General features: G+C 45.4%; 19 protein-coding genes. 5 read left to right on the forward strand and 14 right to left on the reverse strand.

What is annotated here, in order from left to right; translation table 11 throughout:
* Nucleotides 1-52: 52 nt before the first annotated feature.
* The 3 genes from ACMQ5W_RS17470 to ACMQ5W_RS17480 all read right to left on the reverse strand — a co-directional run bounded on the left by ACMQ5W_RS17470 (nt 53) and on the right by ACMQ5W_RS17480 (nt 2184).
* A complete protein-coding gene (locus ACMQ5W_RS17470) occupies nt 53-388 on the reverse strand; it encodes a hypothetical protein (RefSeq protein WP_419026271.1) in 336 nt (111 codons plus the stop codon).
* Between the two features lie 10 nt (nt 389-398).
* Nucleotides 399-806 (reverse strand): helix-turn-helix transcriptional regulator, encoded by a 408-nt coding sequence (locus ACMQ5W_RS17475; protein ID WP_148491895.1) that lies wholly within the window; start codon nt 804-806, stop codon nt 399-401.
* 184 nt (nt 807-990) lie between these two features.
* Nucleotides 991-2184 (reverse strand): class I SAM-dependent methyltransferase, encoded by a 1194-nt coding sequence (locus ACMQ5W_RS17480; protein ID WP_419026272.1) that lies wholly within the window; start codon nt 2182-2184, stop codon nt 991-993.
* 232 nt (nt 2185-2416) lie between these two features.
* Between ACMQ5W_RS17480 and ACMQ5W_RS17485 the strand changes: the two genes are divergently transcribed.
* Together ACMQ5W_RS17485 and ACMQ5W_RS17490 are read left to right on the forward strand one after the other, a co-directional pair.
* The gene (locus ACMQ5W_RS17485; protein WP_419026273.1) at nt 2417-2860 is read left to right on the forward strand and encodes a rhodanese-like domain-containing protein; all 444 of its coding nucleotides are present in this window, start codon (nt 2417-2419) and stop codon (nt 2858-2860) included.
* 20 nt (nt 2861-2880) lie between these two features.
* Nucleotides 2881-4389, forward strand: coding sequence for a serine hydrolase (locus ACMQ5W_RS17490; protein ID WP_419026274.1), 1509 nt, complete (start codon nt 2881-2883; stop codon nt 4387-4389).
* Nucleotides 4390-4474: 85 nt separating this feature from the next.
* On the opposite strand, the gene ACMQ5W_RS17495 is transcribed toward ACMQ5W_RS17490, so the two are convergent.
* Together ACMQ5W_RS17495 and ACMQ5W_RS17500 are read right to left on the reverse strand one after the other, a co-directional pair.
* Nucleotides 4475-8101 carry a GLUG motif-containing protein gene (locus tag ACMQ5W_RS17495; protein ID WP_419026275.1) on the reverse strand — a complete coding sequence of 1209 codons (3627 nt, stop codon included), beginning with the start codon at nt 8099-8101 and terminating at the stop codon, nt 4475-4477.
* Nucleotides 8102-8183: 82 nt separating this feature from the next.
* Nucleotides 8184-8507 carry a hypothetical protein gene (locus ACMQ5W_RS17500; protein ID WP_419026276.1) on the reverse strand — a complete coding sequence of 108 codons (324 nt, stop codon included), beginning with the start codon at nt 8505-8507 and terminating at the stop codon, nt 8184-8186.
* 248 nt (nt 8508-8755) lie between these two features.
* Here ACMQ5W_RS17500 and ACMQ5W_RS17505 point away from each other — a divergent pair, with 248 nt between their 5' ends.
* The gene (locus ACMQ5W_RS17505; protein ID WP_419026277.1) at nt 8756-11302 is read left to right on the forward strand and encodes a LuxR C-terminal-related transcriptional regulator; all 2547 of its coding nucleotides are present in this window, start codon (nt 8756-8758) and stop codon (nt 11300-11302) included.
* A gap of 40 nt (nt 11303-11342) precedes the next feature.
* Here ACMQ5W_RS17505 and ACMQ5W_RS17510 read toward each other — a convergent pair whose 3' ends face one another.
* From ACMQ5W_RS17510 to ACMQ5W_RS17550, 9 genes are all read right to left on the reverse strand, one after another.
* Nucleotides 11343-11594, reverse strand: coding sequence for a hypothetical protein (locus ACMQ5W_RS17510; protein WP_419026278.1), 252 nt, complete (start codon nt 11592-11594; stop codon nt 11343-11345).
* Nucleotides 11595-12040: 446 nt separating this feature from the next.
* The gene (locus tag ACMQ5W_RS17515; protein ID WP_419026279.1) at nt 12041-12478 is read right to left on the reverse strand and encodes a DUF3795 domain-containing protein; all 438 of its coding nucleotides are present in this window, start codon (nt 12476-12478) and stop codon (nt 12041-12043) included.
* A gap of 65 nt (nt 12479-12543) precedes the next feature.
* Nucleotides 12544-13062 (reverse strand): hypothetical protein, encoded by a 519-nt coding sequence (locus ACMQ5W_RS17520; protein ID WP_419026280.1) that lies wholly within the window; start codon nt 13060-13062, stop codon nt 12544-12546.
* A gap of 77 nt (nt 13063-13139) precedes the next feature.
* Nucleotides 13140-13535, reverse strand: a complete 396-nt coding sequence (locus tag ACMQ5W_RS17525) for an iron chaperone (protein ID WP_419026281.1) — start codon at nt 13533-13535, stop codon at nt 13140-13142.
* A gap of 217 nt (nt 13536-13752) precedes the next feature.
* Nucleotides 13753-14796 carry a tRNA preQ1(34) S-adenosylmethionine ribosyltransferase-isomerase QueA gene (queA, locus tag ACMQ5W_RS17530; RefSeq protein WP_419026282.1) on the reverse strand — a complete coding sequence of 348 codons (1044 nt, stop codon included), beginning with the start codon at nt 14794-14796 and terminating at the stop codon, nt 13753-13755.
* 19 nt (nt 14797-14815) lie between these two features.
* Entirely contained in the window at nt 14816-15871 is a 1056-nt protein-coding gene (gene ruvB / locus ACMQ5W_RS17535) for a Holliday junction branch migration DNA helicase RuvB (RefSeq protein WP_419026283.1), read from the reverse strand.
* 10 nt (nt 15872-15881) lie between these two features.
* Complete coding sequence (gene ruvA, locus ACMQ5W_RS17540; protein WP_067542329.1) at nt 15882-16475, reverse strand: Holliday junction branch migration protein RuvA; 594 nt, start codon at nt 16473-16475, stop codon at nt 15882-15884.
* 18 nt (nt 16476-16493) lie between these two features.
* Nucleotides 16494-16994 carry a crossover junction endodeoxyribonuclease RuvC gene (gene ruvC / locus ACMQ5W_RS17545; RefSeq protein WP_419026284.1) on the reverse strand — a complete coding sequence of 167 codons (501 nt, stop codon included), beginning with the start codon at nt 16992-16994 and terminating at the stop codon, nt 16494-16496.
* Between the two features lie 51 nt (nt 16995-17045).
* Nucleotides 17046-17834 (reverse strand): Fic family protein, encoded by a 789-nt coding sequence (locus ACMQ5W_RS17550; protein WP_419026285.1) that lies wholly within the window; start codon nt 17832-17834, stop codon nt 17046-17048.
* 318 nt (nt 17835-18152) lie between these two features.
* Here ACMQ5W_RS17550 and ACMQ5W_RS17555 point away from each other — a divergent pair, with 318 nt between their 5' ends.
* Together ACMQ5W_RS17555 and recN are read left to right on the forward strand one after the other, a co-directional pair.
* Nucleotides 18153-18620 (forward strand): arginine repressor, encoded by a 468-nt coding sequence (locus ACMQ5W_RS17555; RefSeq protein WP_067542334.1) that lies wholly within the window; start codon nt 18153-18155, stop codon nt 18618-18620.
* Nucleotides 18617-20254, forward strand: a complete 1638-nt coding sequence (gene recN / locus ACMQ5W_RS17560; RefSeq protein WP_419026286.1) for a DNA repair protein RecN — start codon at nt 18617-18619, stop codon at nt 20252-20254. The genes ACMQ5W_RS17555 and recN overlap by 4 nt, the downstream gene beginning before the upstream one ends.
* Nucleotides 20255-20264 lie beyond the last annotated feature (10 nt).

Here is a 20264-nt window from a genome sequence, read left to right on the forward strand (position 1 = left end):
AAAAAAGGATGGAAGACCTTCTTTTCCTTGATTAAAAATACAATTGTTGACCTTATTGAAAGATAATGCAGATAACCAGTCCCATTGCACCAATGGTCAGAAAAATCAATCCTGCTCCTGCTGATTTTTTCCGTCTCTCTATTTCTTTGCTGTCCTCTGCGGACATATTTATGACGGGGTATTTTCTTCTGCCAATCAGATACATGACCAAACCGCCCGAATTATTACCATTCATTGCAAACAGACCCCAAAATTTAGGGTGTTTTAAACCTCGTGCTTCTGCATCTATTCTGGTCATATGATAAATCTGATAGCTGCATTCAAAAGCGCCTACGAGTGTTACAGCAGCAAATGCCACCAAAAATATGATTATTTTCATTTCCATCATAGATTCCTCCTTAAAATTTCCTTATAATTTGATAAAGCAAGACTGCTGAACTGATAATCGTCAGACAAAATACTCCAATCAGAAAAAAATAGTTATTCGGGATGAACATATTTAATACGACCAACAGAACAACCAGTAAAATATTAATTATAATCGCACCAATCAATCTTTGATTGCTCTTTACAATATTTGTGCTCTCTTCCAAGTGTTCTATCATTCTGCTATCTCCTTTCAGCAACTCGTCAAGGCTGATCGCATAAAGGTCGCTTAGTTTTATGACACTTATAATATCCGGGTAAAATTTTTCATTTTCCCAGTTTGATATCGTTTGCCTTGATACGCTGATTTTTTCTGCCACATTCTCCTGTGTAAGTTCAGCTTTTATACGAGCATCCTTTAGTTTCTTCCCTATTTCCATTTGGCTGTTTCTCCTTTCACTGTTATTTTGTCATGTTACAAGCAGAATGTCTATCAAAAACCTTTTACATGCAGCAATTTTGATGGAAAAATCCTTTATACATGGTTATCAGATCAATTAAAAAAGAAGCTGATGCTGGCATACCTGTTTGCCTGCAAAAGCTTCTTACGATTGATTTCCCTTATCAGTACCATCTTACCAATGGTAAGTCATTATTAATACCTTTGGTCATCAAAATCTGGTGGATATCTATGACCCCATTGTGAAATGTCGCTGCACAAGATGCCAAGTACAGATCCCACATGCGTACAAAACTCTCATCGAACATCTGCCGTACCAGATCGATGTGCTGTCTGTAATTTTTCTGCCAACAGAGCAGTGTACGATTATAGTGGGGTCTCAGGTTTTCCACGTCCTGTATGTGAAAGCCTCGCTCAGTGGAATAGGCAATCATCTCTCGCAGGCTGGGCACTACGCCGCCGGGAAAGATATATTTTTTGATCCACGGATCGCCGGCATTTTCTCTCAGCGCACTGATAAAGTGAAGAAGGAATAAGCCTCCCGGTTTCATGACTTTGTCCACACAGTCTATGAATAGGGCATAGTTATCCCTTCCGACGTGTTCCACCATGCCTACGCTGACAACTCTGTCAAAGTGTAAGCCGCACTTGGGAAGATCGCGATAATCCATCAGTTCTACCTTGAGCAAGTCCTCTAATCCTTCTTCTGCAATTCGTCTTTCAAACTCCTTGTGCTGCTCCTGGCTCAGAGTAATTCCAAGACCGTGAATCCGATACTTTTTCGCCGCTTCAATTAAAAGAAACCCCCAGCCGCATCCGATATCCAGCAGAGACATTCCCTCTTTCAAATTGAGCTTTTCCAAGATATAATCCACCTTGTTTTTCTGTGCCTCATAGAGAGTATTATCTTCTCGTTTGAAATACCCACAGGAATAACTCATCGTTTCGTCCAGCCACAGCTTGTAGAAATCGTTGCCTATGTCGTAGTGACTGCGTACTTCTTTCTGCTGATTTTTCTTGGTAGCAGCAGTAAAGATCAGTTTTTTCAAGGCTCCCTGATCCGTAGAAAACTTTCCCATCTGTCCTAGAAAGTGGTCCAGCGCGTAATAAAGATCTCCTTCAATTTCCAAAACGCCATCCATATAGGCTTCTCCAAGTGCCAAAGATGTACTGGTAATCAAATCTGAAAAAGGTATCGTTTTTGACAGTTTTACCGTAAACGCCGGTTCTCCTTCACCTATTTCATATACCCTGTCCCTTATCTTGACGCGAAACGGGTTTTCATCAAACTTTCTCAAAAAAGAAATCAGCATGTTCTCTTCTGATACAGCGCTCTTCACTGCATTTACAACATTCATCTGTTACACCTCCATTATTTATCAGTATTATGACCATTGAAGGCTGATTATAAACCCTATGGAAAAGAAGTGATAAACGTCTTTGTCAAATTATTTTTTAAAATATTCAAATAATACTTGACATCCCTAACTGTAACTTCTATAATTACAGTATAAACTGTTACTATATTAATTACAGATTGTCAGTAGTGGTATCTCTCTTTCGCAGAGATTTTACACAGAGGAGGAAAAAATGAAACGATTATCACTGGTATTGGCTTTGGTGCTCGCCTGCATCTTAGTATTGTCAGCCTGCGGCAACGGTACCTGCCCTATGGAACGCAGAAACTCGCAAAAAACGGAAAAGCAAGAGACCAGCAGCGCCTATCATAAGATTACTGCTGAAGAGGCAAAAGAAATGATTGATAAAGGAGACGTCACAATCGTCGACGTCCGTACAGAAGAAGAATATGCCGAAAAACATATTCCTGGCGCAATTCTCGTGCCGAACGAGTCAATTGGAAACGATTCGCCGAAAGAACTGCCTGACAAGGAGGCTGTACTCCTTCTTCATTGTCGTACAGGGGTTCGGAGCAAGGAAGCGTCAGACAAATTAGTAGCTCTCGGATATAAGAAAGTCTACGATTTCGGCGGCATAACAGACTGGCCTTATGAAACAGAAAGTGAGAAAGCATAATGAATACAAGAGAACATGAAATGATGAAAATGAGAGGCAGCGCTGATGTATCTTACTTAGGGCGCACTGTCGATGAAATGATTTGGGAATTTATGGAGCAAGAGGAAATCCCAGGCCTGACCCTAGCCATCGTCCAGGCACCTTATATTCCAAGAGTCGTAGGCTACGGCCTTTCAGACGCAAAGCAAAAAAGATTGGTTTCGGCTAATACGTTATGGCCTGCCGGTCCAATTTCCCAAGCTTTTGCCGCAGTTGCCGTCATGCAGCTGTATGAAGACGGAAAATTGCAGATGGACGACAAAGCCTCTCGATTGATTCCTCAATTACCTGAACCTTGGCAAGACGTTACAATCCTGCAGCTGCTGCGCCATGCATCGGGTATTGCAGACTACAGAGAGGCTGACAAATTTGACCTTTTCAGCCAGTGGTCCTTTCAAGATCTGATCAACTTGATTTCAGATGAGCCGTTGCAATTCGTGCCAGGCTCTGAGGTGAAGCAGAGTGCCACCAACTTTCTGCTTTTGACGGAAGTTGTGGAAATCGTTAGTGGAAAATCCTATCACGATTTTGTCACGGAACGTCAAATAGAATATCTCGGTCTCCGTCACACCGGCTTTGCCGAAGATCTTGGGGATTTTGTTTATGAAGACGTCTCTTTGACGGACTACGTCCATCAGTTATTTAAAAAAGATGGAAAGTACATCGATCCGACCGAACCAGCCGCCAGCTATGAGGAACAGGGCGCGCCCATACCTCGGATTCCATCGTCGGCGCTGCGGGGGTTTTCTGACATCTGGGCCTCCGCACAGGATATCTCTACCTGGGATATCGGACTTGCAGGTTCCGTACTGATTCACGACCCTGAAAACCGCGCCCTGGTCTATGCGCCGTGGAAGCTGCCTGACGGACGAGAAGTCCCGGCAGTCGCTGGCTGGCAGTTTTACAAGCATCGCGGGCTGATGGACATCAAAGGCTCCATTCCTGGCTATTCGATGTTTCTCAGCCGTTTCACTGATCCTGAAGAACTGGTCTGTGTCACACTGATGGCCAATAAGGAGGGCGTAGATTTTACCAACCTGGGCCGCCGCATTGCCGGTGCCTTCGGGGATCTTCTTTCAACCAATTACGATGACAACAAGCTGTATCTGATGGAAGGCCAGCTCTCCGTCAGCGACACGGTAAAGAATCTGGAACGAGAACTGGAGGAACGAGAAATCCCGTTATTCGCCAAATTCGACCATGCACAGAACGCAGCAAAGGCTGGGCTCACATTGAGACCGACGACAGTATTGGTATTCGGTTCACCAAAGGTGGGAACAGCATTGATGCAGACAGATCAAAGCATCTCCCTGGAGCTGCCACTTAGAATCTCCGTGTGGGAAGATGAAGCTGGCAGCACCTGGCTGGCATTCCCTCGGATTGCGGCCATGGCTGCAGACTACGGTTTGGCGCAGCACCCGGCTGTATCCAAAATGGAGAAACTCATGGAAAGACTGGTACAGACTGCCGGAAGTGTGTATGAAAGATAGAAAACTTCGATGCCTCCTAAACGACAAAAATGACAGACTAAATTGCCTGTCATTTTTGCGTCATCCATGACTTCTTTCGATTTACTTATTCGGTCTTCTTGCTCTTGATCCCGGAATATTCGCTATAGACTTTCTTCCCTTTGACAACCCGATAAGAACGCATCTTGTAGTAATATTTGTGGTTGCTCGTCAGCCGGACGCTGGTGTAGCGTCTCAGTTTGCTGCGGGAATCCTTGATCATTCTGTAGCTGCCATTTTTGCTCTTGGCCCGGTAGATGCGGTATCCGTCCGCGCCACTCACCTTATTCCAGGAAACCTGTATTTTATGATTCCCTGCGGTCAGTTTGAAGGTCGGCGCTTTGGTCCTTGGCACGGCTTTTGTCTTAATTGAGAAGCTGCCGTAGACGGTCTTACTTCCTGATTTTTTGTAAGCCCGCACTTTATAATAATAGACTTTTCCGGTCGTCAGTTTTTCATTTGTCCAGCTGGTCTTTGCCGTCGTCCTTACCTTTTTGTATTTTCCGTTCTGGCTGCTCGCCCGATAGACCTGATAGCCGGCGGCGCCGCTGACTTTCTTCCAGGAAATTCTGGCGCTGTTATAGGTGGTAGTCACCTTGATCTTTGGTGCTACGGTTATCCTGACAGCCACCCCTGCTTTTTTCGTCGCAGTCTCTTTGTATCGCACAAACCAAGTCCCTGCTTTCACAGCTGTACTTCCGTTTTTACAGGCGCTCCATTTTTCCGCATGGGAGGAAGCCGCGTATTCCATGGATTCTGTCGTCCCCACGATGCGGCTCTCGCCGTTCTTCAGTCCGGACGGCGCATTCTGGGCCGCTTTCCCGGCAGCAGATTTTAATATGAGAGACACGTCCGCGGTTGGTATACCAAAGACGGTGATCTCTGTGTAGCTGTCCCTTTTCACTTGAATCCCCTTTACCGCCTCTATGCTGTAATCCTCTGGGAAATAGTAGCCTTTATCCGCCTTGTACACTACCGGCTTCATAGACTTTGTGTAATACACGTTCTGCTTATCAGATCCATTGCCCGCATCTACGCTGCGGGTCATGTGACTGTCCGTCGGGTTAACAATTGTCACCGTATAGAAGACGGATGGGGTAGATGGAACGGATGGAACCGATGAGCCGGATGTCACCATCAGCGAAAACGCAGCACCTGCATTCTTCATGTCTGTTTCCTTATAGCGCACGAACCAGGTGCCCGGCTCAACTGCCGTTGTGCCCTCATCACAGGTAATCCAGTTCACAGCGTCCAAAGAAGCCGCATACTCCATGGTCTTATCCGTACCACTGATCTTCCTTACACCATCGCTGATGCCGGACGGCGGACTCTGATCCGCTTTCTTTGTCGTCGGGTTTAGCGTGAGGGTCGTGTTCGTAGTCGGCGTTCCAAATACGGTGATCTGCGTATTGCTGTCCCGTTTCACTTCGACTCCGTTCACCCCATCTACCCTGTAATCCTCTGGGAAGTAGTAGCCTTTTTCCGCTTCAAACACCACGTTCTCCATTGCTCCTGTGATGCCGCTTTGTGATACTTCCCCGGAAATCTGTCGGATGTGATTCTCCTGCGGATTTACAATCTTTACGGAACATGGGATTTTCACACTGGCCTCCAGCGTTCCTACGTAAGCTTCTTTGTACGCGGTGACTATGACCTCTTTTCCCGCATCCTCTTCTTCTACTACATAGGTTTGAGCAGTTCCTTTGTTACCGACGCCTTCCACATACCACTGATATTGAAGGCCGTCTGAAGATCCTCCCTCAGTCTTGGCGGTCAATGTCTCCCCTGCCTCTGGCGTTCCTGTGATTTCCAGATTGCTGATGTCGTCGGACAGGCGAAGGCCAGTTTTGGTATATTTTGGTTTTTGGCTGCTATCCGTATAGGTTATTGCTTTTAATCTCGGGTAGTACCATGTCTGACTATAATTCGGTGCGGTTCCGGTTATCTCGCTGTCCGCTTCAAATTCCCAAATACTCTCATCAAAACCGTCCATCGTTGTCTCCGCCCTTCCCGGGCCCATGCCGGTCATTTTCCTTGGGTCCAGGGCAGTTCCCGCCTTCTCTATCTTTTGCCCGCTCCCCCCACTAGCGGTAGGCTTTACGGTGTTGTCCCAGTAGTTATTCTCAACCAACCCTGCGTTCTGGTCATTCTCTCCCAGCAGACTTCCTGCAAACACCGGACTGGGAGCATCCCCATTAACAACAGCCCCCGCAGTTCCTGCAGTATAACTTTCCGTTATACTGCCCTGATTTCCATTCTTTCCCACCAGACCCCCCGCATAGGCAGAACTCGTCTTAGCAGAAGACTTCACGTCTCCCGTACTATAGCTTGCCGTTATCACCCCTTCATTCCATCCCGCCAGACCCCCTGCAAACGCCGGATTGGTGCCACCAAGGATAGACTCACTAACAGATGTCGTGGCTCCCGTGCTCCAACTTTCCGCTATACTGCCCTTATCTCCATTCCATCCCACCAGGCCCCCTGCATGGGTAGAATTCTTTATAGCAGTAGACTTCACGCCTCCCGTACTATAGCTTGCCGTTATCTTCCCTTGATTCTCTCCCACCAGGCCCCCTGCATTAGACTTAAGTTCATTTCGATTATAAGAAGCTATCATGGCTCCCGTACTGTAACTCGTCTCTATCTCCGCCCCCTTGTCGTTTTGCCCCACTAAGCCGCCTGCTTGATTCGGGGCGTCGCCACAAGTTAATACGTATCCCGTACTATGGCTTGCCGTTATCTTCCCACTATTCTTTCCCACCAGACCCCCTGCACCTGAGATATTGGTGTACGTAGAAAAAGAATAAGACATCGCGGTTCCATCACTATAACTTTCCGTTATACTGCCCGTTTTTCCATTCCATCCTACCAGGGCCCCTGCATAGGCAGAAGTGTAAGGAGCAAAGGTAGTCTTAGCTCTCTTAGTAATAGACGCTACGTCTCCCGTGCTATAACTTTTCGTTATACTTCCGTTATTCTTTCCCACCAGGCCCCCTGCATAGGTAGAAAAATCTTGTTTCTCACCAGAATCGTAGTTAACAGCAGATAGTACATTCCCACCTGGAATTCTCAGGTTTTGAATTGTTCCACCTTTAGCAAGAACCCCAAAAAAACCGGAATACACGTTAGCTTCAGTAAGCTCATTTAAGACCACCATACCCCTAATCTCGTGATCCTTTCCGTCAAACGTGCCTCGGAATGGATGATCGGGATCAATTCCAATCGGCTTCCAGACATTGTCACAGCTCCCACTTATTTTTATCTCATACTCTGATTTGTAGCTATTGTAGCGCTCTATATTAAATTTACCTCCATTAAGCTCAATATCATCTGTTAGTTCAACATATTTGCCTTGGAAGTCATATGTTGATGATCCCGTTTCGTTAACAACCTTCGCGAAGGCTGCCAACTGCTCTGCAGTCTTAATTTGCAATGGTTCGTCCTTACTGCCATAGGAGGCTGCATAGTTCTTTTTTATTTCATCATAGAAGGACTGGTCATACATCCCCTCCTGGTCCCACGATGAGTTGACTGTAGCCTCGCTCTTGATTTCCTTTAGATTCATCTTTTGCTCTTGCTCCGACGGCGCCCACCCATAGACTGCCTGTGGATTTCCAAAGGCAAAGGCCCCCAGGAGCAGGCACAGGCACAGTGCCTGCGCAATCACTTTCATAGTCTGTCTCTCTTTATACATCGTGCTATTCCTTTCTCTTTCCTTTGTTTTCTGACAATCAAAATGATAGATGCAGCAATTGAGGCGGCATCTGCTGCCATCACTAAGTTGATTTCTCAGTTTGCTGCAAGAGCTCCAGCAAAGCGCTGCCTTCTTCTCTTATGGGAAGACTCTGCTTCTCTGTAAGGTATCCTGCGTATACTGCCATCTCAATGATGAAGTCCGCTTCTTTGATATTTTCTGCCGCAAGCTTATGCAAATCTTTTTCTTCCTCCCCTTGCCGACAGTGCATTCCTGCCTCAAGGCCGCAGGAAAGGAGCTTCTCTGAAAGCGGAAATCCTTTTTTCTGTTCCTGCAAGTACCGAACCAGTTCTGCGGTCCGTATTGAATATTGAAACCCCTTGTTTCTTATCGTATGGCTTTTCATGACGAGACCTCCAATCACAAAACTGAAGCCACTAGTTTATTAGTATTATACATTATGTACAGTGACAGGCCATTCAACCAGTATGAGGTTTTTGGATAAAATATATTGTTAATTAAATAACAGTATGAGGTTTTTGCCTTGAGGATTGTCAGCGTGTGAATTTTGTCGTATACTGATATAAGAAATCAATCACTTACATAAGGACTCATAATACGTATTACATAAATCGACAGCTAAGGAGAAAAGAAATGTCAGAATTGAATTTTCTCAGTGAAAAATTCGCTCCCAATAATCTACCCGAAATTTACGCACCGCGTCAGACGCTGTTATCTGTATTTGACCGCGCCGCCAGGTATTCCACCGTCTATGTCTGTGCGCCGGCCGGAAGCGGCAAGACGGTTTCTGCGCTTCTCTGGCTTGCCCGCAGCGGCAGAAAACCTGTCTGGATCGGACTCGATGCCTATGATAACTCCCCTTCTGTCTTTTACAAACAACTGGCTACCGGCATTTTTTCGACGCAGCCGGATAATGAAGCGATGAAACAGGTTCTGACAGATCCTGCCTTTTCAGCGACCCCGGTAGAACACATGGTACAACTGCTGACAGATATGGTACCTGAAGACGGGCACTATGCACTGGTTCTTGATGATATGCACACCATCACAAGCGGCGAGATTCGCAAGTCTCTCCCTGCTGTCATCAGAAGGCTGCCCCACTCTTTTACTCTTTTGATTCTATCTCGTCATGAAGCACCTGAAGAGTTTATGCCTCTAATCCATGACAGAAACCTGCAGATCATCACAGCTCAACAGCTTCGTTTTTCAGAGGATGAAATCCGTGAATACTTCAACAGCCTGGGACGGTTCCTGACTCCGGAAGAATCCCGTTTCGCCTATCAGGCCACCGAAGGCTGGGCTATGGGAGTCAATACAATGGCCCAGAGCGGCGAGATTGATCTGCGGAGCGGATATATCTTTGATCAGTATTTTAAAACGCAGGTGTGGGACACATGGGAGATGCCGCTTAGAGAGTTCTGTCTGGCGACCGCCATTGCCGACGAATTCGATATTTCTCTGGCTTCGCTGTTAACAGGCCGCAAAGATGCAGGGGCCGTCATGGAACATCTGAGCCAGACCAATTCCTTTCTCAGCCGCCTCCATGGCGATACATACCGTTATCACCACTTATTTCTGGACTTTCTCCGGGAGCAATTACTGCTAAACGGTCACGATAAGAATAGCGCCCTCTACAAAAAAGCCGCTATTTACTACCGGGAGCACAAAGATTATTCCAGGGCTTTGCGTTTCTGGCTGGACAGCGGCGATTATAAAGGTATTGATACTTATCTCTATTTATTTCTTTTTGAAAATAACAAGGGTATTATTGCAGATTATGCAGATTTTCTGCGAACGTTCTTTGCACGTGATTTCCCCAAGGAAGCCTTCAGGCAAGTGCCTGCCCTCCACATCCTGAGCGCCTGGTATTACTACCTTACCAGCCATCATCAGGAGTTCGAGGAACACATGGACGCAGTCTACAAAATGCTCCCCCGCATCGCACTAGGAGATTCCAAGTTTGTAGAATATGCGATCCTGGCCTACAGTGTGGATCACCGCACCAGTATGCTGACTAAGATTCGCCAGTTCAAGCGCTTTGGTCGTTATGTAAAAAAGTTTACTGCAGGCGGACTGGCAACGAACATCGCTTCCTTTAGTCACAATATGCCTTACATGCATCGAAGCAACCTGGATTATACGGATCTGGCCCTGGACCCGAAAAGTGTTGAAAAGCTGGATAAGACCTTTGCTGTACTTCTGGGGGCGGAGTGGAATTATATTAAATACGGTCTTCCCGCCTGCTTCTCCTATGAAAGGGGAGAGCTGGACACTGCCTTTGCCGAAAATGACCGTGCCTTGAAAGCCTTTCGTGACGAGAATAAAGAAGAAGGACTGATCTGTATGTTGATTCTTCATCACAGCATTTTATGGCGGCAGCGCAGATATATACAAGCCCGCCATGTACTGGATCGTCTCTCAGAGGTTACCCAGTCCCGCGCACAATTTTTTATTCCTAACCTGGAAGCCTATCAGACCAGGCTAAAGCTCTGGGATGGCAGTAAGAGCGCAGCCTCTGCCTGGCTGGATCAATATTTTGTCATTGATACGCAGCATATCGAATTGTTCCGCTCCTTTCAGCATTTTACTACTGCAAGAGCCTACATTGTACTGGAAAATACCCCGATGGCCTTGAAGTATTGCAATCTGCTAAAGGATTTTGGCAAAAATGTCCGCAGACCTCTGGATCTGGCCGAAGCCTGTGTTTTGTTGTCATCGGTCTACTGGGCCGTAGGAAAGAAAAAAGAAGCGGTGACAGAATTGGAGGAAGCGCTATTAATCCTGCAGCCTTATGGTTTTATCATGACGGTTTCAGATGAAGGGGCTTCGATTGTCGCTGTCCTGAAAAAAATTCTCACCAAGATCAGTCATGAGGATTACCATGGAGCATTACAGCGGGCCTTTGTCCATGATACGATGCTGGCGGCCTATGAAACTGCTAAACATCAAAAAGGCATTACCTTCCATCTGTCCCTAAACAGTAAACCCATAAAGTTATCGGCGCAGCAGCAGCGAATGATCGAGTTTCTGTCCCAGGGATACAAAAACGCAGAAATCTGTGATATGACAGGGCTCAAACTGACGACTGTAAAAACACATATTTCCATGGCCTATAAAAAGCTGGGCGTGAACAATGCTATGGATGCGGTTCTAAAAGCACGGGAGCTAGAGTTGATCTAACGCAAGGAGTTCACTTAAATTTGTCAGCCAAAAGAAATAATCATATCATCATCTGGTCGAGGTTTTGTCGATCCGAGGGAACAATGCGCTGCTGTACCCAAAGCTTGCTCCAGTAAGCATTCACAGTTCGTTCTCCGCGCTTAACAAAAGAAGACAACTGCAACGGTGTCTCCCATGGGTCGGCATCGTCCGGCACTTCAACATAAAAGCGTTTTACACCTTCATAGTAAACGAGATGAGCTTGATCCACACTTTGCGGATCAAGCTCATCCCTGCTTGCAAAAATCTTCATACACTTCCATCTCTATAGGATTACACCTGCTTTGCTTGTCGTATATCAAGTATCAGAAATTGTTTTAGCACGGCAAAGACAGGAAACAAACCGCGCGCCTTCATTTACTGATAATTGTTGATTTCTTGCGCGTTTCAGCGATTTAGGCGGAATATTTTCTCTTTATTTTCCATTTAAGGGATATACTGTTTTCAAAAGAGCGATGAAAATCAATAAAAAAGATAAATCTGCTTGTTTTTACCATTTTTGCAAAGGGAGTAGCGCAAGCAAATTCAAAAAAATCAAGAATGAAGGCGAGCAGTATAGCAGATCACAGTTATTTCATGCGTTTGCCGTGGTTGTTTTAGTTGCGACCGATCCGATGTGCTTTTGAGGGCGTTTCCCTTGCAGTGATAGACAAAAATATTGGTACGATTATGTGAAAGTCCCTTTCACTTCCTTATATTCTAACCTTTTAAGCCAGACGCTTCATTTTTCATCTTTTCCTGGCACTCGCTGCATTCTCTGTCGTGAATGGAAATAATGCCGCCGCATTTTGAACAGGTATATTTTTCTTTCTGCTTCCTCATAAATGCTTCCAACCCATACTGACGAACAGACTCGCTATTTTCCATAAGACTTGCCTGGTACCTCTTGTTATAGCTTTTTTCAAGATTCTTTATCATCTTACACGGATAGTCGGAACACTCGAAGCAATAAGACAAGCTTTTGTCTTTGATGCAGTCTTTGATCTTGCATTTACGGCAATGCTCCGGCTTTCCCACATCGCTGTTCAGGCACCCGGCACATGGTTTTCTGTGATAGCAATGCTTATAACATACCTTGCAATTCATTCCACAAGGAGCGAACATGACCGTATCGATATTTTCTGCTGGCATTTTCATAGACGATTATCCCTCCGCTATTTGACTCTCCGATAAACTGAAATTTAGTAAATCCCCTTGGTCCATTATGACATAACTTTTACTTTTCGCTTTTTATCAGGATAAAAGTCTAGAAACAACTTGATGTAATCCGGTATTCTTGCAAGGTCAGGAGAAAAGAACCAAAAAGCAAAACCGTCACAGAATTCATACTGTTGATTGTGAACCGTATAGCTTTTTCTATGATTACATGTCCCATCCTCTTTCATATTATGGCAATGCTTACAAGCTCCATACTCACCAGTAAATGCCTGCTGAATATAGTCAGGAGCTTGTTCAATTGCCTGCTTATGTTGATCTACATTACTGAAATACATACGGAGAATCAGGTCATTATCACGTAAATAAATTCGAGCATATGATTTTTTGCTTTTTACGCCTGCTTTTGTGTAAATAATCATTTTCCTTCCCCAACAATATCCCTCTCCTATTGTTTGGTTACAAGTATAGCCTAACTTTAACATTTCAGAATCGAAAGCCACTATAAACTGCTTATCCTTAGAATTAACGAAATCGTATTCTTCGCTTCTTAATAAATCATTCATCAAATTTATCCCTCCTCTAAAAAATTCTAATACAAAATCTAATTTTTAATCAATACTGCAAACTGGAAGTTGTCAAATCAGCTTAAACACCATTTTACAATATCTGTAATCAGTTCTGTCGGCAACGCTTTATTATAAGGAAAATAGATTGCATTTTTCTTTGTGACAAATACGCTTAACTCTGAGGCAAATTCTTCAATAGCTTCAACCCCTGCATAAAAACTAATGTGCTTTTTACAAGCAGAAAAAGAGATAGATTTTCCTACTTTTTCATAATACGGCATACTCCATAGTATACGTTCATTGATACATGGAACACTATTTTGCAATGTAATCATCATTTCTGTTAAATGGGAATGTGTTTCTAATGGTTGCGAGTCTATGTACTCTAGTACCGTTTCGGGTGCTTTTCCGCAATAATGTCCCTGATTTGTTCTTTTAAACTCTCTTCCACATTTGGGGCATGCCCACATGCTTTATTCCCTCCTTCAAAATTCCGATATGTGAAAAATCACACTCCGACTATGGGGATTTTATTTTTCCCATTTCGAACAACTCACTTCTGCTCCTTGCCTTTTTGTTCCAGTCTCTTTATAGTTTCCAGATCAGCATTTCGCCATGATTATCCACCGTAATGACCTCCTGATCTTCCCGCTTCGCAGCGGGCTCTTATATGCTCAATTCTTTCATTCACTTAATCAACATCGCATCCCCATAGCTGAAAAACCGGTACTTCTCCTCCACGGCAGCCTGATAGGCTTCCAGGATTTTTTCTCTATCGTAAAGAGCTGAAATCAACATTAGTAATGTGGACTTTGGCAGATGGAAGTTGGTGATCAGGGCATCTACGACCTTGAACTCATAGCCAGGATAGATGAAGATTCCGGTGCTGCCCTCTCCTGCCCGAATCAGATTTTTGCCGGAGGCCTCGTCGTGATAAGCCGCGCTCTCCAAGGTCCTGGTCGAAGTGGTTCCCACGGAGATAATTCTGCCGCCCTCTATAATGGTCTCGTTGATGGTCTTTGCCGTTTCCTCATCGACAAAATATTCCTCAAAGTGCATGTGATGGTCTTCCACATTCTCACATTTGACCGGACGGAAGGTGCCGATGCCCACGTGGAGCGTCACATAAGCCAGTTTGACGCCCTTGTCCTGGGCCTTTTGCAGCAGTTCTTCCGTAAAATGCAGCCCCGCTGTCGGCGCCGCCACGGAACCTTCCTCTTTGCAGTAAACTGTCTGGTACATATCCTTATCTTCTAAGGTGCTTTCCCGTTCGATATATGGCGGCAGAGGCATTTTGCCCAGTTCCTCCAGACGTTCCATGAAGATGCCGTCATACCGGAACTCTGCAATCCTGGTGCCGTCAGGACCATAGTCCAAAATATCCGCCCGGAAATGATCGCTGAAAGTAACGGAATCCCCCGGTTTCAGACGTTTACCCGGCTTGACCATGGTCTCCCATCTATCCCCTTCTATTCTCTTAATCAACAGAAATTCCACCTTTGCCCCAGTGCCTTCTTTCTCGCCGAAGAGCCTTGCCGGCAGTACCTTGGAATTGTTCAATACCAGACAGTCTCCTGGATTCAAATAGTCAATCACGTCGTAAAAGTGTTTATGTTCAATGGTTTCCTCCTGCCGATCCAAAACCATCATACGGCAGATGTCCCGCTTTTCTGACGGTTTCTGCGCAATCAATTCTTTAGGCAGTTCATAATCAAATTCATCTATTTTCATGTTTTACTCCATTCACAGATTAAAATAGTTTTTCCTGGGCATTCTCTTCTTCCTCTGGCACTGCAGAATCTTCAGCGCCTGGGAAGTCAAGTCCCAGGTGTTTATAACCCTGTTGAGATACCATTCGCCCCTTCTGGGTACGATATAGCAGACCGGACTGAATCAGATAAGGTTCATAGGCGTCCTCGATGGTGACTCGTTCCTCTCCGATAGAGGCCGCAATCGTATCGATTCCCACGGGGCCGCCGTTGAATCGTTCAATAATCGTGGTCAAAATCTCCCGGTCGAGCCGTTCCAAGCCCAGCTCGTCTACACCCAGAGCCGCCAGTCCTTTTCTCGTAATTTCAGCGTCTATGACGCCACTTCCGCGAACTTGCGAAAAGTCTCGCATTCGTTTCAGCAGCCGGTTGGCTACACGAGGTGTCCCGCGAGAGCATTTTGCCATCTCGCAGAGGGAATCGGTATCAGTCTCGATATTCAAAAGGCTGGCAGAACGTCTGATGATTTCTGCCAGTTCCTCTGTGTCATACAGTTCAAATTTGCTGATCACGCCAAAACGGTCGCGCAGCGGCGCTGACAGACTTCCTGCTCTTGTGGTCGCCCCGATCAAAGTGAACTTGGCGATATCGAGACGGATGGATCTGGCAGAAGGTCCTTTGCCGATGATGATGTCCAGGGCAAAATCCTCCATGGCAGAATATAGCACCTCTTCTACGGAACGGTTCAGCCTGTGAATCTCGTCGATAAAGAGCACGTCATTTTCGTTGAGATTGGTCAGGATCGCAGCCAGATCCCCTGCTCTTTCGATAGCAGGTCCAGAAGTGATTTTGATATCGACGCCTAACTCGTTAGCGATGATTCCTGCCAGAGTCGTCTTGCCCAGACCGGGCGGTCCGTAAAAAAGGACGTGATCCAGCGGTTCCCCTCGCAGTTTCGCCGCCTCTATGAAGATCTTCAAATTCTCTTTGGCGGTCTTCTGTCCGATAAAGTCCTCCAAATGCTGCGGTCTTAGGGTCGTCTCCTGTTTCTCCTCCATAGGCGCGGCACTGGACTGTGTAATTCTCTCTTCACTCATATTCTATCCCCTAAAATAAGTTTTTCAGTGCGTTTTTAATGTATTCTTCGCAGGTCAGGTCTTCTTTCTTGACTTTTCCCACTGCATCGGCAGCCTCGTTCTTGGTATATCCCAAAGCAATCAGTGCTGCAACGGCTTCGCTTCGTTCATCGCTGGCAGGGACAAATACGTCGCTTTCTGCCAGGATGTCGTCATCAAAACTTCCCACCTTGTCTTTCAATTCTAATATGACCCTCTCTGCCGTCTTTTTGCCCACGCCGTTGGCTGCAGAAATGGCTTTCGCATCTCCCATGGCAATGGCACGCTTCAGCTCTGACGGAGGAAGGGCGCTCATGATAGACATGCCGGCTTTTGCACCGATACCGTTGACCGTGATCAGCAGTTCGAAGAGTTCCAGATTCTCTTTGTCGGAAAAGCCGTAGAGGCTCACGTCGTCTTCCCGCACGATCATTGAAGTGTACACTTTGACCTCTTCCCCTTCCAGATTCTTGTAAAGACTGGAATTGGCAGGAATGTTCACCTCGAACCCCATCCCAGACGCTGTCTCTATGATTACGGAACCTGAAAGCCCCGGATGAAAAATACCTTTGATAAATCTAATCATATGTTTCCTCTTAATCTATTACTTGACTTTCAATAACTTTCTCACTCGATTACCTGCGGAATGGCCATGACAGATGGCTGCCGCCACTGCATCCGCCGTATCGTCCGGCTTTGGCACTTCGCTCAGGTTGAGGACTGCTTTTACCATGGCTTGTACCTGTTTTTTGTCGGCCCGTCCGTATCCTACCAAAGCCTGTTTGATCTGCAGGGGCGTGTATTCGCTGATTTCAAGTCCTCCGTTGACACAGGCTAAAACAGCAACGCCTCTGGCTTGTCCCACCATGATGGCCGTCTTGGCATTGTTGTTAAAAAAGAGTTCTTCTATAGAAGCCTCTTCTGGCTGATACTGTCCTATAATGGCAGTAAGTTCTGTATATAGATGCTGCAGTCTCTGGGGCATCTCCATCTTGGCATCGGTGGTGACGGCTCCGTAATCGACTACAGAAAAATGATTTCCCTTCATGTCCAAAACACCCCATCCTAAAATGGCGTATCCCGGGTCAATTCCTAATATACGCATTCTGATCCTTTCTAATTATAAGGTGACTTTCTCACTCTATTTCCCTTATACTCAATTGTCCTGATATACACCTTGGCTGTCTACAATTTCTTCCAATGTAGACTTAATCATCCCGAGCATGAACTCTACAAATATGGTACATTCTCCAGCCGTATTGGAAGCATTGATGGCTTCATAATATGCTTCCTGATGTTCGTGAATCATCGTTTCTACTGGAAGCCAAGCGAAAAAAGACTGCCATTTTTGTAATAGCAATGAATGCCAAAGTCTTCCTGTCCGTCCGTTACCATCGGCAAAAGGATGGATAAATTCAAATTCATAATGAAAAATACAGGACTTTATCAAAAGGTGTATTTGTGAATTCCTCATCCAAGTAAAGAGATTATACATTAACTCCGGGACATAGTTTGCCGGTGATCCTGCGTGAATCAGCTCTGTCCCGCTATATACGCCTGCATTTTTGCTCCTGAATACACCTGCTTCCTTTATTAACCCGCTCATCATATAACGATGGGCTTCTAACAAATCTTCTAAAGAGTACGGATTCAGGTTCTGCAATCTTTCATAAGCTTCATAAGCATTTTTTACTTCCCGTATATCCTGCGGTGGTGCTAACACTTTTTTTCCCTCTATGACAGCTGTAACCTGCCCTAAGGACAGCGTGTTGTTCTCAATTGCCAAAGATGAATGGATCGTCTTGATTCTATTTTCGCGACGCAGCCTCGGATTGGTTGACAACTGATCATGTGCGGTAATCTGTCCTGTCAGTTCACCAATCTCAATCACCATGTTCATAATACTCTCTGTCATGGAAAAGGGTTGCTCATATCGTTCTGCCATATCATTCACCTGCTTCTCTTTTCGACTTACCATTAACTCTAATAGACTTAATGAAATTAAGTTATAGTATACCACAAGAACGTACGTTTGTCCACAAAAGGCGCTTACCAACGATATTTTGGTAATATTTTACAAACGATTATACATCATATACAGTGGCAACGGCAACCGTTAAAAAATAAGGCAAAAAACAGCTATGCGTCTGAATCCTCGGCTTTTTGTCTCTCTCAAATAATATTTATTCTTTCTTTTTGATGTATACCATGGTATAATCATACATGAATTTAGGATTTGATTATACGGTTAAAGGAGAACATCATGCGCTATTCAAGACAAAACAAGATATTGGAACTTATAGCAAACAATGAGATAGAAACACAGGATAAACTGGCTGCCATGCTGAAGGCTGAAGGATTCGAAGTTACCCAGGCAACTATTTCCAGAGATATCAAGGAATTACAGCTGATCAAGGTATTGTCCTCTACAGGCAAATACAAGTATGCAGTCAGCGCCAGACAGGATGCACCGATTTCTGACAGATTCGTCAAGATTTTCAGAGAGACGATTACGTCCTTTGCATCCGCCCAGAATTTAATTGTGATCAAAACATTGTCTGGCTGCGGACCAGCTGCAGGCGAGGCAGTCGATTGTATCGGACTGCCCCACGTGGTAGGTTCTGTGGCAGGAGATAATACACTGCTCCTCATCATCGACAAAGAGGAACACGTAGAAGAAATTATGGCTATTTTTAACGATATGTTAATCATGAGGTCAAAAGGACAATGATCAATCACATCAGTATTAACAATTTTGCTATTATTGAGAATACAGAAATCGATTTTGAAGAGGGTCTGAATATCATCACTGGTGAAACCGGAAGCGGAAAATCCATAGTGATCGAAGCCATTAGCCTTGCTCTGGGGAGCAGGGCTGATTCTGCTTTTGTCCGTCACGGTGCCGGCAAAGCGGTTGTGCAACTGGCAGGCGAACTGAACGGAGAGGAAATCGTCATCACTCGGGAAGTCTCCGCCGCAGGCAAGAACCTTTGCAAACTCAACGGACAGCTGGTGACTCTGGGCGAGTTATCGGAGACCTGCCGCAAGCTGGCCGATATCCATGGACAATATGACAACCAATCTCTCCTCAATGCAGAAAATCACATCCGTCTGGTAGACAGCTATCACGCAGATAAGATTTCACCTCTTCGCAGCGCTTTTGACACCGCTTACCAGAAGTATCACGAAGTAAAGTCAAAGCTGAACAAACTGCTGAACATGGAAGCTGATAATTTAAAGAAAATGGACTTCTATCGTTTTGAGAAGAGCGAAATCGACAAGGCCGACTTGAAGCCCGGTGAGGACGAGGAACTGGCAGAACGAATTTCCCTACTGCAAAACAGTGAAAAGATCTTTGCCGGTATTGAAACCGCCTATGGTCTGCTCAACGAAGGCGAGGCCAGCGCTATGTCAGCATTAGGCGGCAGCTTACGCGCTTTGCAGGGGATTTCTGAGTATTCCAAAGAGGTTTCCGCTCTCACGGAAGAATTTGCCGACATGTATTATCGGATGGAAGACATCTCTGCCGCTCTACGCGATATCAGAGAAAAAATCACCTTCACACCAGAGGAACTGGATCAGGCCATCTCCCGGTTGGATTTAATTGAAAACCTAAAAAAGAAATACGGCAGCAATGTAGAGGAGATTTTGGCTTATCGGGATCGCATCAGTGAGGAATTGAATCAAATTGAGAACTTTGACGAAGTTAAAGCTTCTCTCGAAAAGGAAACGGCTAGATGTTATGAGAGTCTGAAGAAGCAAGCTGATCTGCTGACTAAGGCAAGACGTTTGAGCGCCTCTATGCTGGAAAAGTCCATCGAAAAAGAACTCCACGACCTCAACTTTGGAGAAGCGAGGTTGTCCATAGATTTTAAGAGTCCCGATGTCATCGGCCCCGACGGCAACGACATCGTGGAGATTTTGATCACCACCAACAAAGGCGAGCCGTTAAAACCACTTGTCAAAATCGCCTCCGGCGGTGAAATATCCAGGATCATGCTGGCCATCAAGAACATCACGGGAACTTACGATAACATCCCTACTATGATCTTTGACGAAATCGATGCCGGAATCAGTGGCATTACAGCCAGCATCGTCGGACGCAAGCTGCGGGAGATTTCCCAAAATCATCAGATTATCTGCATCACCCATCTGCCCCAGATTGCAGCCAACGGAGATGCCAATTACCGCATTCAGAAAGAATCCGATGAAAACAGCACTTATACTCATGTAGACAGGCTGCCTGAAGCAGAAGTCGTCGATGAAATCGCCAGACTTTTAGGTGGAGAAAATATCACAGAAACCACGCGAGCTAGTGCACGGGAATTGATTGCCTCCGCCTTAGAAAAGGGAACTGCTAAGTAAATACACCACA

The sequence above is a fragment of the Emergencia sp. genome (assembly GCF_048465375.1).
Taxonomy (GTDB): Bacteria; Bacillota; Clostridia; order Peptostreptococcales; family Anaerovoracaceae; genus Senimuribacter.